This is a genomic window from Parabacteroides bouchesdurhonensis, from assembly GCF_900186615.1.
GTDB classification, from domain to species: domain Bacteria; phylum Bacteroidota; class Bacteroidia; order Bacteroidales; family Tannerellaceae; genus Parabacteroides; species Parabacteroides bouchesdurhonensis.
Genome location: NZ_LT896588.1, coordinates 2,535,215 through 2,548,711, shown reverse-complemented (window position 1 = coordinate 2,548,711; position 13,497 = coordinate 2,535,215). Strand labels below are relative to the sequence as shown.

The window sequence follows — 13,497 nt, the reverse complement described above, 5'->3', positions numbered from 1 at the left end:
CTTTGTTTGTCGTGAAGCCGGCAAACCCAATCCGCGCGGAATTGTTGTATTACCGTAATCATACTGAAATACAGTACAACAAGAATGGATTGGAAGATCTCAGACTTAAAAAAGCTCGGCAAATGGCGTATATTAAAACTGAAACTCATTGACGCACGTCTGTACTTCGTGAGTATTTTTGTGGGACTGCTTACCGGTATGGTAGCAGTGCCCTATCGCTATTTATTGCAACTTTTCTTCGACAGCCGTAAGGCTTTCTTCGATTCTAATCCTCACTGGTATCTGCACCTGCTGCTGTTTCCCCTGCTTTGGGGAGTCCTCCTGTTCGTAGCATGGCTGGTTAAAAAGATGCCGCTTATCACCGGTGGAGGCATTCCGCAGACACGTGGAGTAATAAACGGACGCATTACATACAAGAATCCTTTGCTACAACTTATTGCCAAATTCTTCGGAGGGGTAATGGCGTTGAGCGCCGGGCTATCATTGGGACGCGAAGGTCCTTGCGTACAGATCGGCTCATACATAGGCAATCTTGTGTCCAAATGGGGACGGGTACTGTCCGGCGAACGTAAGCAATTACTGGCTGCAGGAGCAGGAGCGGGACTGGCAGCCGCCTTTGCAGCTCCGCTTGCTTCATCGTTGCTCGTTATCGAATCTATCGAACGGTTCGATGCACCCAAGACCGCTATTACTACACTTCTGGCAGGCGTAGTGGCAGGCGGCGTTGCCGGATTCTTCTTTCCTGTGAATCCTTATTTTAAAATAGACGCCATTGCTCCCTCGCTGCCGATGCTGGAACAATTCAAATTGTTTCTGTTGCTGGCGGTAGTAATATCCGTTTTCGCCAAGTTATACTCTACATTCACATTATGGAGCAAACAGATGTACCCGCGCCTCAAACAACCTGTATATATTAAACTGCTTTACCTGCTGATAATGGCTTATGTTATTTCACTAACTGAAATAAACCTGACCGGCGGCGGAGAACAGTTTCTTATTGCTCAGGCTATGGACAGCTACAAGCCTGTGTTATGGGTTATGGCTATGATGATGATCCATTTGGTATTCACCGCCTTCTCCTTCTCATCCGGATTACCGGGCGGAAACTTCATTCCTACGCTGGTGACAGGCGGATTGTTCGGACAGGTAGTGGCATTGTTGCTGGTGAGCCATGGATTTATAGGTCAGGAGAACATCAGCTATATTATGTTGATAAGCATGGTGGGATTCCTCGTTGCCGTTGTACGTACCCCACTTACCGGGATTGTATTAATTACTGAAATGACAGGGCATCTGGATGTATTTTACCCTTCCATTATTGTAGGCGGCCTCACTTATTACTTCACGGAACTGTTGCAGATAAAGCCTTTCAACGTCGTGTTGTATGACGAGATGATTTCCATGCCTCAATATCGCGAGCAGCAGCGATACAGTCTGGCTGTGGAGATCATGTATGGTTCTTATTTTGATGGAAAGCTGGTGGATAAACTCACCCTTCCTGAGCATTGCATAATCAAAAGCGTACGCCGTGACCGAAAAAGCCTGCCTACACAAGGACTTACACTTATTCCGGGAGATCAGGTGGAAATAGAAATAGATGCTCAAGACATCGAGAAGTTATATGAACCGCTGGTAAGCATGGCCAATATTTATTGATTCAAGAATGATACATGGCAATCTACGGTAATCAATATAAGTGGAGATTACATTGTTTGCCTGTTCCTATAAACAATTCTGCCTGCAACGGTATCCCTCAGATAGTGGGGATGCTGTTGCAGGCAGTTTCTTTTGTTCCGGGCAACCAGGAGGTAGAACCGGTCTAGAAGTTGAATTGTGCAGACAGGTTTATGCGGTTTGCATGACGGGTTATGTCGTCGAAGTCCGTACGCCATCCACGCAGGTATTCAACACCGGCTTGCAAGTTTGGCGTAATATTCCAGAACATGTTAGCTACCAGATATTGTCCGTAGCGGTATTGTTCGGACGGAGTTTGCGGATAATCCTTCTCACTGTAAAGACGGGACTGGCTATAAGTTCCGGATACAAACAGGTTCCGGGTGATGTTGTATTGCATACCGGCATACCATCCCATCATAGGCAAAACCTGCATTTTGCCTTGCTTTTCGGGATCTGGTACAATATCTACATTCAGATTGCTGATGTCGTTCATATACTGGCTGATACCTTTTCCATAGACACCTTGTCCGAATAACTGTACACGCTTACCCAGATTGAAAGTAGTGGAAGCCAATATACCCCAACCTGTTTCCGATTCCATTTTATCGGCAGACAGGTTATCGTATGACATACCGCGTAATATCCCGGCAACACGCAGGTGACTAGCTTTGTTCCAATTGTATTGCAGATATATGGGAACACTCGGTGCACGCTGTACGCCGATATGCTCATTAGCGTTGGTAATACCGTCTACAACGGTCATCTCCACTCCTACTCCGGCTTTCAAGCAGTTCATAAAAGTGTGTTCGTAACGGAACTGTGTGGCACGATGGAAGGCCATCCCCGCAGGACCGGCATAGTCTATGGTAGGAGGCGCTCCGGCAGCATCCATAAACAGGCTGTAGTCATATCCGAGCGTGAACCCGAGGAAGGATGCGTAGGCATTCTGCAATTCAAACACCTTGTCACCTCCACGGAAGTTCCCTGCGGTATATACTACAAAGTCTCCCAGGTTCTTGGTGCGTCCTACCAGCTTCAAGAAAACCGTACTGGTGGTAGCATCCATCTGGAACTGATTGCGTGCGTTAGTCTGTCCCCTGTTGGGAATAAGAGAAGGATAGAAATCCACATCGTCCGAGATACCGTTGAAATCGTACTCGGCGGTAGCTTTCACGTATCCGCCAATACCGAGAGCAAAGCGTCCCTTCTGATCCGTAAGAATAAAGCGGGGTGCTTTCGGATCGTGAAAACGCTGGGGTTGAGTTTCGTTCATTACCTTCACGATCTCATCCCCGGCGTTATCAATGGTGACCAGCATAATTGCATTCGGATCATCATCTTCAATAATCACTTTCTGAGTCTTGCCCTGTGCATGGGCGTTGGCGGCCAGTCCGGCGGCCAGCAGCATGGCTGCTCCTTGTAAAAATAGTTTCATAGATGTTCATTGTTTAGATTTATTACCTAGTTTGAACAACTATGAAGTGAAAAGGTTTAGAAAGTTACTTCCACTCCTCCCATAAAAACAGCCTTTGGCATTGGGTATCCAAAATTGATCTGGTAACGTGCGGCTGTAAGATTCTCTCCCTTCACGAATAAATTCAAGCCCTTCTGTTCCGTGCCGAAACGATACGCCGCCCGTGCATTTAACAAGGTATAATTTTCTTTTAAATTATTGGAGGCATCTCTATTATCTACCCGGACATACAATCCGGATATCGACTGCACATTCAGGTTAAAGGTAAACCGGCCCGGTGAATAGGTAGCTCCGGCATAAAACTTGTTCGACGGGGCTGCTTCGATGGGTTGGTTTGTGTATAGATAGCTATAATTGGCATCGAAACCCAGGTTAGAGAGAATCTGATAGCGTGCTTCCACTTCTATTCCTTTATTATAGAAACGGCCTATGTTCTGCAACTGGCCGCTTACCGCGCTTATCATATTCTTTCCGTCTATATAGAAGGCGGTAAGTTCGGCGGAAAAACGGTTGTCAAGGAAACTTTGTCCTACCGACAGCTCATAATTAAGCATGCTTTCGGGCAACAAGTCCGGATTTGCCTTTGAATATGGCAGGTACGAAATGTATAGCTCCCGTAGCGTAGGGCTACGAAAACCTTTGGAAAATGATCCTTTAATAGTATTACCTTCAAACAGGCGTAAAGCGAAACCGGTCTGTGGTATCCACTGGTTGCCGTATGCCGAACTGTGCTCATAACGTACGCCGGCATTAAGGCTCAGTTTGTCGAACAGGTCTTGTTGCATGATTACATATCCGGCAACTTCGTTAACCGTCTTGTCTACCACTTCTCCGCGCGGCCCTTTGATACTGTCGTTCCAGGCATGCCCTCCCCAGTTCTTATAGTCTACGCCTGCCGTGAAACTGTTTCCTTCCACGAGACGGAACGATTGATAAAACTGAATGCCTGTGTTGTGGTCGTCCGAGCGGAAAATAAAAGGACTGGGAGTTGCGCCTTCCCTGTAACCGTCGTTGATATCATGGTCTCCCCAATTATAGAATACACGGAATGCACCACTTACCTTATCGTAATGATTCTCTATACCTAAAGAGGTAGTTCCACGAAGGATATCCATTACGTTGTCTATCTTCGGGGCGGTAATCTCTCCGGGATTGTGGTTCTTGAACTTAGCAAGGCTCAGGTTGCCCGAGACATTATAATGCTTGTCTATTTTATATCCCAAGTTCACAAAGCCATTAGTGATATGAAACTCGGAATTGGGACGGTGACCGTCTGTACGGTCGTGGTTGATAGATATGAAACTGCTAAAGTTTCCAACATTATAACCATTGTTCACCATATATTTCTGGGTGTTGTAAGAACCGAACATCACACGTGCTTGCGTGCGTCGGCCTTCCTGAGTATGCTGACGGGTAATGATATTAACGACACCTCCCATCGCATTCGATCCGTAGATAAGGGAACCCGGTCCACGGATAACTTCCACCCTCTCAACGTCCGACGCTACGTATGTATCGGGCAACGCATGTCCGAACACGCCTGCCCATTGCGGCTGACCGTCGAACAACATCAAGACTTTATTGCCACTGCCTACTCCACGGATATTTACTGCACCGGCCGAGCCTGTGGAGACACCAAAACCTGTGATACCTTTCTGGGTGACAAACAGTCCCGGCACTTTCTGCGACAGGACAGGAAGCAAAGCCGATTCACTACTGGACTCTATCTCCGCGCGATTTATAACAGAGATGGATAAAGGAACGCTATTGCGGTTTACCTGTATACGGTTTGCCGTTACAACGACCCCATGTAAATTAACCAGACTGTCGATTTTTTCTATATCTGTAGCATACGATGCTACTACGGACAAGAGTCCGGCACAAAGTAAAAGTTCTTTTTTCATCTGTTTCTTGTGATTAACGGTCTAACACGAAGACAAAAGTAACACCTTTTTAGTTATTCGTGTTACTTTTGAGATAAAAAAAGGAATCAATCAGCACGGCTCATTACTAATTTTCCATGTTTAATTCCTTTAAGCGTAGTTAAGCGGTCGGATAATTCCGTAAGACTGTGAGCTGTTCCCATAACCGTAACGATATGTAAACAGAAATTCTGGTTGATGTAATATTGAGAAGAAGAGAGGATGACGTCTTTGTATGCCTGCTCGATGGTAATCATTTTAGAGTAGATGTCTTTCTTTGCCTGATCATACATAATAATGATAGTACCGGCTACAATGTGATTACACTGCCACTTCTTCTCTGCTACGTTTTTCTCTATCAGGAAACGGATTGCCTGTGAACGATTTGCAAAACCGTTCTCTTCCACATACTGGTCCAAAGATTCCAGCAGGTTGTCTTCCAGTGATACACCAAAACGTTTTAATGCCATAACATCATTTATTTAGAAACCGGATGTAAAGATAAGGATTTTTTCAAATCCGAACGGAAATCTTTTCAGGCTTCTATATTGTTACATTATATAAGGTTAATATTAAAACAAAGTAAATATGAAAAGTATAGTATTGCTTCGTCACGGCGAAAGTATATGGAATCAGGAAAACCGTTTCACAGGTTGGACGGATGTAGATTTGACAGAAAAAGGTGTACAGGAAGCTTATAAGGCAGGTGCGCTATTGAGGGAAAAAGGATTCTTGTTTGACAAGGCCTACACTTCATACCTGAAACGCGCCGTGAAAACTCTGAATTGCGTACTTGACAGCATGGATCAGGATTGGATTCCGGTGGAGAAAAGCTGGCGTTTAAATGAAAAGCATTATGGCATGTTGCAAGGGCTTAACAAGGCAGAAACTGCCGAAAAATATGGAGACGAACAAGTCCTTATCTGGCGAAGAAGCTATGATATAGCCCCTCTTCCTTTGTTGGAAAACGATCCGCGTAACCCGTTGTTTGATGTCCGTTACCGGAATGTTCCCGAAAAAGAGCTTCCCCGTACGGAGTCATTGAAAGATACGGTGGAACGTATCCTGCCATACTGGAAAGAGGTTATTTTCCCAACATTAAGAACAGCAAACCAAATCCTCGTGGCAGCACACGGCAATAGCCTGAGAGGTATTATCAAATATTTGAAACATATATCCGATGAAGATATAGTAAGCTTGAATCTACCGACAGCCATTCCGTATGTCTTTGAATTTGACGATGACCTGAAATTGGTAAATGATTATTTCCTCGGTGATCCGGAAGAAATCCGCAAGTTGATGGAGGCCGTAGCCAACCAGGGGAAAAAGAAGTAACGGCAGTTACTTTGTCATTTCATCCGATTACTAACCCTTAACATACTTATCACAGCCGCAACAACAGCAAGAAAAGAGCCAAGAAGAAGAGAGGTGTGCATGCTGTGTCCGGGAAATACTTTAAACATCAGAGCAACCAGCGAGGCGCCAATGGTTTGTCCCATCAAACGGGCTGTGCCCAACATACCACTGGCTCCTCCGCCACGATTATCAGGGGCAGATGCTATAATAGTGCTGTTGTTCGGAGTCTGGAACAAACCGAAGCCACATCCGCATACCGCCATTCTCCAAATGATCTCCGTATCGGAAAGGTGTGTTGGCATGGTAGCCAATAAAAACAGACCAATGGCAAAGATAATCATTCCGATACCACCTAATAATCCCGCTTTAATCTTATCAGACAGAATACCGGCTAAAGGAGCAAACAACATGGTAGCCAGAGGCCAGGGGGTTAACAGCAATCCGGTAGCTACTTCGTCTTTGCCCAACACGCGCTGGAGAAAGAACGGCAAAGATACCATTGCCAGCATCTGGGCAATAAAGGAGAATACAGATGTTAAGATAGAGAGGGAAAAGACAGGTATCTTTAGCAAATCTACGGGGAATAATGGATAGTCTTCCTTCATCTCCCTACGAATATACACATACCCCGAAAAAGCAGCGATAAGCACCCCTGCCAGGATTATAAAGATGTTGACATCATGCGTGAATCCTTCTATAATGGCTATCAGCAAGCCGAAAGTTACAGCATTAAGCAAGCCGCCGGGCACATCGAAACGTCTTCCCTTTACTACTACCGGATTCGGAGGCAGAAACTTATAGCTCAATAACAGAGCAGTCAATCCGACAGGTATATTAACGGCAAAAAGCCAGGGCCAGTTGGCAGCTGACAGGATACCGGCGGCAATAGTAGGTCCTGCAGCAGCAGAAACAGATACAACCAGTGCATTTAAACCCATTCCCCGTGCAAGAAAACGTTTGGGGTAAATAATACGTATCAACGCCGTATTAACACTGGTGATCGCTGCCGCACCAAACCCCTGTAACGTACGGGCAATAATTAATGTAACCAATGAATCGGCCAAAGCGCACGCCAATGAGGTACAGCTGAACAGCAATAATCCGTACGTGTACACTTTCCTGTATCCCCATATCTCGCCTATTGATGACAGGGATAACAAAGATATAGTAATAGCTAACTGATAGGCGTTGACCACCCATATAGAAAGTGTCGGACTTGTATGTAAGTCGCCTGCGATTGTAGGAAGCGCAACATTCGCAATTGCACCGTCCAACACAGATACGGTTATTCCTAAAGCAATTGCTAAAATAGCCCAGTAACGGCTAGGAACAGGAAGTCCGTCCTGCACAGATGTTTTATCACTCATTGCTGTATATCCAGTCTGTTTTGCCTATGAAACAGACCGGAAACAGTCAGGGTTCAAAAGGATAAGACTTTTTAATCAAATGCTCTTTAAGCAATATATACTTCTCCATCCGATTGTTGAAATATCCGTATTTATAAAGGAATGGACGGTTTTCCAGTATTCTCCGCTTAAGGTTCATTGTTCGGAAATGCCGCATAATGCCAAGATACGAATTAATGGAAGCCCGCATCTGCAACAGCATGGATTTAGGAGGATCGGGGGTATTAGCCAATCGTTTCTCCCATAAATACAACTCATTCTTAAATTTACGGGTTGCACGGTTATGTATGTAAGTACGATATGGTTTAACCACAGCTCCCAGAAAAACAACGCCTTTCTGATAGGATTGCAATACAATCTTTTTAGGATGAAGTGTTATATCGAGTTCGTTCCACAAATAATCACGGATCAAAGGAACTAAAGAGAGTAAAAAACGTTTATCAGCATGCACCAAATAGAAATCGTCTACATAACGTCCGTAATGCTTCATACACAAGGTACGCTTTACAAACTGGTCAAACTGATTCAGGTAGACATTGCTGAATAGCTGTGATGTAAGATTCCCAATAGGTATTCCACAGCCCTCGGGAGAATGGAAAAGACTTTTGTTTGGGGGTAGCCCCTCCCATTCTGACAAAGAACCTTTACGATAGCAATTCTTTACCGGATCGTTCATGATAACTATTGGCAAAAGATACATTACTAAATCAAACTCATCAGAATCTCCCCAATGTATGCCATTCGGCATGGGAAAATCTTTATACTTATTAAGAATCCTGACTAATATATCATATAGTTTCTGTCGATTGATATTCATAAAATATCCCGCCAGATCCAGCTTTAATATATAGCAGTCTTGTGTATAGTTCAATGAGCATGAGCGGATATGTTTTTCCAACCGTTTAATACCATATAAGTTTCCTTTCCCTTTACGGCACGAATAACAGTCATCTATAAAAATCCGTTCATAGATAGGAGATATGTAATTAAATAGTAAATGATGAACTATACGGTCTTTAAAGTCCGCAGCAAAAACTTCTCTCTTAACAGGATAGTCTACCATAAAACAGATACTACGCCCCACTTGGTATCGACGTTCTTTTATTTCATGATAAAGTTCCACCAGATTTTCTTCCAGATTCATTTCAAACCGAAGCTGATTGGTAGAATTCCGTTTTCCTTTACGAGCATCATAATAGGCTTTAAAAACATCTTCTATTAATTCCATCTGAACATTTTACCCTATCAATAAGAACTATGACTATTACTGTTTGACTAGTTTATCACTGGACTTATGCCACGCCGTTAGTTGTTTCGATACAGACTCTATGAGTTCGGCAGCAGCAGCATATTGCTTTATACTAATTTGCTTCAAGTCCATAAGTAAACGTATCTGTAATTTGATGATGACTACATGTTCACGTGCTTTTGCCAGTATAGGAGCTTTTTGCGAGTTTGAATTGGCGTTATAGATACAAACCAACAAGTTTATTAATTCATTTTTTATATTCTCTCCTAATGTATAACGATAATCACGCTGAAAGTTCCGGTTCAACTGGAAAATCATCAATAGTAAATCGTATGTGGCTTTATATACAGGAAGATTATCGTATATCATTTTTTCAACAAAACTTGCAAATTAGAAACCAACATCATACACTGTATAGGAGAGGCAGTCTCAACACTAAAAGACATTAACTGGTTGATAACCTCACGCTCCGTAGCGGTCAGACCGGAAGAAGGCACATGAGGGATACCGGTAGCCGCTGTGTCTTCAATCAAAGGTATCAGAGATTTCCACTCTTCAAATTCTTCAAGTGAATATACAAACTCTGTCTTAACGGATACCAAATGATCGTCTATCTGCGTATATTCTTTTCCGGACAAAACATCTTCCAGCGAATGGCTGGGAAAGCCAAGCGAAACGATATCGGTCTTTAACGTCTTAATATATCGCTTCAACAGCTTATAGGCTTTTATCTCTTTCACAAAACGCATAGCCGACCACTCATAGGCTTTCCAGAACATCCCTTCCTTGTGTAAGAAAACAATAGCATCGTTTGTAGATTCCGCTTCAATCTTATCTTTCAAATTCATACATAAATTATTTTGTTGATAAATTAATGCCAAAGGTAACTAAATAAAAAAAACATCACGATGGTTTTGATATATTCCATCATGATGTTTTTCAAGAAGAATTTTATAACAGTTTCTATCTCTTATAGCTATCTCTAAACAATAATACAGAATCTTTACGAGCAGCAGGGACTGTCCACTCTTCCGGGATAAACCTCCAATGATTCAAAGGCTGTGGAGAAAGTGTCTTTTTCTCCTCTATATACTTCATCATATAAAAACGGAGGTCCTTATCCGTTGAAGCAACTATACGGTCTTTCAGTTGTTCAACAGGGATGCCCGAGCCTTTCGTCAGCAGTTCGCCACCGCCATTCCCACGATATGAGTTCAAAGCCACTTTATACATTTTATCCATCTTGAAAGGAGTGCCGTCGGCCATACTCAATATCGTTATCTTCTCTCCTGCCGGTTTAGTAACATCTACCGTGTACAAAATACCTGCCGCCGAATCAAAGTTAAAGCTAAAGTTAGCAAACATGTAGCCATTAGCTTCTCCCTCCCTTTTCTTCAAAAGCAAAAGATGATCGTCAGGAGACTTCATCCGGTTGCTCCACATGGCATACGATTCTTCCAGGAAGCCTTTTATCTCAGCACCCGAAAGCATCATGGTATAAAGCATATTCTCATACTTATACAGGTTAAACATATCGCACACTTCCACAACCCCTTTATGAATTGTCGCATCAAAAGAGAGAGGAGCGGCAAAAGAGATATCCGCACCGGTAAGCTGTAATTGCAACGTATGGATAAAGTCTATAAATGCAGACGGGCCAAAGTAAGCAGGCCGTACGGTAATTGACTCGGTAAACGTTCCTATTTTACGAGATACAAAATCATTCACTTCACTATATTGATTTGCAAACTTCTGCATAAAATCCGGACTAGGCGTATACTTGTTTATATCAGACAAGGCACCTTGCACTTTTTTCCCTGTAACGCGTCCGTTATCTACGGTTAGTACCATATCCACGTCGGCAACAACATTTCCGTTGCTCGCAGGGTCAATAATAAGAACGGAATCTCCCGCCACATTCATAATCTTCTTGCATGAACGGCGATGATCGTGCCCCATCAGGATGAAATCGAAGCCGGGCACATTGCGGGCTACCTCTTCCGAAGCATTCTCACGATATTTATTCATCATCGTACCGGCATCTTTCCCTGAATGAAAAAGACCTACTACAACATCCGGTTTTTCTTTCTCACGGATTATCTCCATCCATTTACGCGCGGTAGCTTCCATATCGTCAAAATGAAGCCCTGCCCATAGATTCTCGGAAAGCCACGCGGGAATGGCGGGGGTAATCATGCCGAGAATGACAATTTTAACGCCTTCCCGCTCTATCACCTCATAAGGTTTCAGGTAGGAACTGCCATCGGAAGTACGTATAATATTAGCCCCTAGCACGGGGAAGTTGCATTGACTGATCCAGCGGTCATATACGTCGTGGCCCGTCTCAACATCATGGTTTCCCATATTCCCGGCAACATAGCCCATGTAGTTCATCATATCGGCAGTAATATGGGTAGATACTGTATCTATATAATTATAATAATAGGCGGATGGCTGCCCTTGAAGGATATCACCGTTATCCACTAAAATAAGATTATCATGATAGGTTTTACGTTCTTCCTGAACGAAGCTATACACCCGGGCCAGGCTTCCGCCCCATTCTTGCTTGTTGATAAAGTTGTAGGGGAAATAGTTGCCGTGTATGTCACTTGTTTCTATAAACTTTAGTTTCACTTCGCGTGTAGCTGCCGAAACAGTACATGCCGCAAGTAACAGTAAGAAAAGAAGTCTAAGTTGTTTCATGATTATTTAATAAATAGTTCGGGTTCTTTGCGTGCACTAAAATTGGCATGGAGCATTGCCGTATAAGGGGTATCAAACGTGCGAGCGCCTTCGAGGCAGTCTTTTACGCAGGCACAACATTTTATACAGTATTCAGGGTTGCTGAACATCTCTCCGTCTCGAACTGAAATGGCATGGGTAGGACATACATCTATGCAATATTCACACAGTGTACACAAACTGTCGTCGACAACAGGGGCTTGTGGAGTAGAAGGCCCTTTCTGCTTATAGGGAAAATTGCCTTTCACCTGTACCGCAGATATGCTTTCCGGAGACTGTATGGAGCTGACCTTCTTCATGATTTCCTTGCCAAACTCCGTAGCCTTCTGCAAGTCGGCGGCATCGGGACGGCCGGCAGCAATCGGCATATTCTCCCGGCTGTAGGAATGCTCACCGATAAACGCTCCGGCGGCAACGGGGATAAATCCCAGCTTGGAAACCGTATCGCAAAGCTCTTTCAAGGCATCGTCATAATCGCGGTTGCCATATACTACCACCGGGACTACCGGCGTGTTATGGGCACTGAACTTCTGCAAACGTTCAATGGCTGTTTCCGCCACTCTTCCGCCATAAACGGGGACGGCAATAATGGTTAGCTCTTCTTCAATATTTTCGATATGCTCCGGAGCTTCATGTGTTATATCCGTTTCAAAAAAAGTGTCGGCCTCTAGTCCTTCGGCAATGGCATAGGCAATCTTTGCCGAGGTGTGGGTAGGAGAAAAGTAGATTAAGTGGACTTTGTTGTAATGCATGGCTGTTATTTTAAAGCATCCTCTATTTCTTTCATCAAACCGGCAAACTCTTCCTCGGTGTAGCCGGATGTAGCGGCTATCACTTTCCCATTCTTACCTATCAGGTAGCTGCGGGGAATCAGGCTCGTTGCAAACGCGCCATAGACGGCACGGTTTTTATCCGGATACAAAGGGAAGGTAAAGCCTTTCTTCTCATTATATTTGGCCAGTTCGGAATCGGAATGTTCACGGCCTATCACCAGCAGTTTGAACTTATCGTTATCCTTGTATTTAGGCCATAGTGTGCTTTGTATCTCAGCCAGTTCTTTTTGGCATGGAGGACACCAGGTAGCAAAAAAGTTCACCAGTACAACTTTGCCTTTGAGGGAGGATGAGCGGAGCTGGGTTCCGTCATCCGAAACGATTGTAAAAGCGGGCATCGTATCTCCAACTTTTACGATATCGCCGTTATTTTGCGCTCCGGCAGACAGGATGGACAGGAGCATGATACAGGATAGCAAGTACTTCTTCATAATCATTTGTCGTTTAATATTTAAGGCAAAGATACATTTTCCTGTGAGAATAAACGAGTGTGGCGGCGGTGTTTTTTAACGATATACAATTCCAGAGAGTCTGGAGTTATGCTTACAGAGAGTCTGGAGTTATAACTGCAGAGTGTCTGGAGTTATGCTTGCAGAGTGTCTGGAGTTATAACTCTCCAAGGTCTGGAATTATTCACATAAAGGCGTACCGGTTATAATCAAAAAGCGCCCATGGCAAAAGCCATAGACGCTTCAAACAAAAACAACAGGCAGTTTACCTGCCCTAACAACACTATTGCACACTTTGGGCCACATCGAAACCGGCCTTCAATGCCTTTAGGTTCATATTTACAATGTCTTCGCCCTTACGTCCAAAGATACGGCGGATGCCGGCTTCT

The 13,497-nt window shown here is 43.9% G+C and carries 13 protein-coding genes and 1 pseudogene; 3 read left to right on the top strand and 11 right to left on the bottom strand.

The annotated features are described in order from the left end of the window. Window positions 1-84 precede the first annotated feature (84 nt). Both C1721_RS10980 and C1721_RS16120 read left to right on the top strand, forming a co-directional pair. A complete protein-coding gene (locus C1721_RS10980; RefSeq protein WP_102408383.1) occupies window positions 85-1,656 on the top strand; it encodes a ClC family H(+)/Cl(-) exchange transporter in 1,572 nt (523 codons plus the stop codon). 14 nt (window positions 1,657-1,670) lie between these two features. Continuing rightward, window positions 1,671-1,823, top strand: a complete 153-nt coding sequence (locus tag C1721_RS16120) for a hypothetical protein (RefSeq protein ID WP_159063576.1) — start codon at window positions 1,671-1,673, stop codon at window positions 1,821-1,823. Here the strand turns inward: C1721_RS16120 and C1721_RS10975 are convergent. The 3 genes from C1721_RS10975 to nikR all read right to left on the bottom strand — a co-directional run bounded on the left by C1721_RS10975 (window position 1,820) and on the right by nikR (window position 5,543). Next, window positions 1,820-3,112: a DcaP family trimeric outer membrane transporter gene (locus C1721_RS10975; RefSeq protein ID WP_102408382.1), complete on the bottom strand. Its 1,293-nt coding sequence runs from the start codon at window positions 3,110-3,112 to the stop codon at window positions 1,820-1,822. The genes C1721_RS16120 and C1721_RS10975 overlap by 4 nt on opposite strands. A gap of 56 nt (window positions 3,113-3,168) precedes the next feature. Further along, a complete protein-coding gene (locus C1721_RS10970; protein WP_102408381.1) occupies window positions 3,169-5,055 on the bottom strand; it encodes a TonB-dependent receptor plug domain-containing protein in 1,887 nt (628 codons plus the stop codon). Between the two features lie 86 nt (window positions 5,056-5,141). Then, a complete protein-coding gene (gene nikR, locus C1721_RS10965; protein WP_102408380.1) occupies window positions 5,142-5,543 on the bottom strand; it encodes a nickel-responsive transcriptional regulator NikR in 402 nt (133 codons plus the stop codon). Window positions 5,544-5,661: 118 nt separating this feature from the next. Here nikR and gpmA point away from each other — a divergent pair, with 118 nt between their 5' ends. Further along, a complete protein-coding gene (gene gpmA, locus C1721_RS10960) occupies window positions 5,662-6,408 on the top strand; it encodes a 2,3-diphosphoglycerate-dependent phosphoglycerate mutase (RefSeq protein ID WP_102408379.1) in 747 nt (248 codons plus the stop codon). 14 nt (window positions 6,409-6,422) lie between these two features. Here gpmA and C1721_RS10955 read toward each other — a convergent pair whose 3' ends face one another. The 8 genes and pseudogenes from C1721_RS10955 to C1721_RS10920 form a co-directional block, all read right to left on the bottom strand. Then, a complete protein-coding gene (locus C1721_RS10955; protein WP_102408378.1) occupies window positions 6,423-7,796 on the bottom strand; it encodes an MFS transporter in 1,374 nt (457 codons plus the stop codon). Window positions 7,797-7,842: 46 nt separating this feature from the next. Then, a complete protein-coding gene (locus C1721_RS10950; RefSeq protein WP_102408377.1) occupies window positions 7,843-9,063 on the bottom strand; it encodes an RNA-directed DNA polymerase in 1,221 nt (406 codons plus the stop codon). Between the two features lie 36 nt (window positions 9,064-9,099). Continuing rightward, window positions 9,100-9,453 carry a four helix bundle protein gene (locus C1721_RS10945; protein WP_102408376.1) on the bottom strand — a complete coding sequence of 118 codons (354 nt, stop codon included), beginning with the start codon at window positions 9,451-9,453 and terminating at the stop codon, window positions 9,100-9,102. Beyond that, on the bottom strand, window positions 9,450-9,932 hold the full coding sequence (locus C1721_RS10940; protein WP_102408375.1) for a hypothetical protein: 483 nt from the start codon (window positions 9,930-9,932) through the stop codon (window positions 9,450-9,452). Before C1721_RS10940 ends, C1721_RS10945 begins: the two co-directional genes overlap by 4 nt. A 115-nt stretch (window positions 9,933-10,047) precedes the next feature. Continuing rightward, entirely contained in the window at window positions 10,048-11,787 is a 1,740-nt protein-coding gene (locus tag C1721_RS10935) for a bifunctional metallophosphatase/5'-nucleotidase (RefSeq protein ID WP_102408374.1), read from the bottom strand. Window positions 11,788-11,789: 2 nt separating this feature from the next. Further along, on the bottom strand, window positions 11,790-12,578 hold the full coding sequence (locus C1721_RS10930; RefSeq protein WP_102408373.1) for a 4Fe-4S binding protein: 789 nt from the start codon (window positions 12,576-12,578) through the stop codon (window positions 11,790-11,792). Window positions 12,579-12,583: 5 nt separating this feature from the next. After that, complete coding sequence (locus tag C1721_RS10925) at window positions 12,584-13,090, bottom strand: TlpA family protein disulfide reductase (protein ID WP_102409418.1); 507 nt, start codon at window positions 13,088-13,090, stop codon at window positions 12,584-12,586. A 301-nt stretch (window positions 13,091-13,391) separates the two neighbouring features. Further along, a pseudogene (locus tag C1721_RS10920) lies at window positions 13,392-13,497 on the bottom strand (indolepyruvate oxidoreductase subunit beta); the annotation flags it as partial.

Excerpts from the sequence above, each read along its gene's own strand:
- C1721_RS10980 (WP_102408383.1), top strand. The coding sequence starts at position 85 with ATGGATTGGAAGATCTCAGACTTAAAAAAGCTCGGCAAATGGCGTATA.
- C1721_RS16120 (WP_159063576.1), top strand. The coding sequence starts at position 1,671 with ATGGCAATCTACGGTAATCAATATAAGTGGAGATTACATTGTTTGCCT.
- C1721_RS10975 (WP_102408382.1), bottom strand. The coding sequence starts at position 3,112 with ATGAAACTATTTTTACAAGGAGCAGCCATGCTGCTGGCCGCCGGACTG.
- C1721_RS10970 (WP_102408381.1), bottom strand. The coding sequence starts at position 5,055 with ATGAAAAAAGAACTTTTACTTTGTGCCGGACTCTTGTCCGTAGTAGCA.
- nikR (WP_102408380.1), bottom strand. The coding sequence starts at position 5,543 with ATGGCATTAAAACGTTTTGGTGTATCACTGGAAGACAACCTGCTGGAA.
- gpmA (WP_102408379.1), top strand. The coding sequence starts at position 5,662 with ATGAAAAGTATAGTATTGCTTCGTCACGGCGAAAGTATATGGAATCAG.
- C1721_RS10955 (WP_102408378.1), bottom strand. The coding sequence starts at position 7,796 with ATGAGTGATAAAACATCTGTGCAGGACGGACTTCCTGTTCCTAGCCGT.
- C1721_RS10950 (WP_102408377.1), bottom strand. The coding sequence starts at position 9,063 with ATGGAATTAATAGAAGATGTTTTTAAAGCCTATTATGATGCTCGTAAA.
- C1721_RS10945 (WP_102408376.1), bottom strand. The coding sequence starts at position 9,453 with ATGATATACGATAATCTTCCTGTATATAAAGCCACATACGATTTACTA.
- C1721_RS10940 (WP_102408375.1), bottom strand. The coding sequence starts at position 9,932 with ATGAATTTGAAAGATAAGATTGAAGCGGAATCTACAAACGATGCTATT.
- C1721_RS10935 (WP_102408374.1), bottom strand. The coding sequence starts at position 11,787 with ATGAAACAACTTAGACTTCTTTTCTTACTGTTACTTGCGGCATGTACT.
- C1721_RS10930 (WP_102408373.1), bottom strand. The coding sequence starts at position 12,578 with ATGCATTACAACAAAGTCCACTTAATCTACTTTTCTCCTACCCACACC.
- C1721_RS10925 (WP_102409418.1), bottom strand. The coding sequence starts at position 13,090 with ATGAAGAAGTACTTGCTATCCTGTATCATGCTCCTGTCCATCCTGTCT.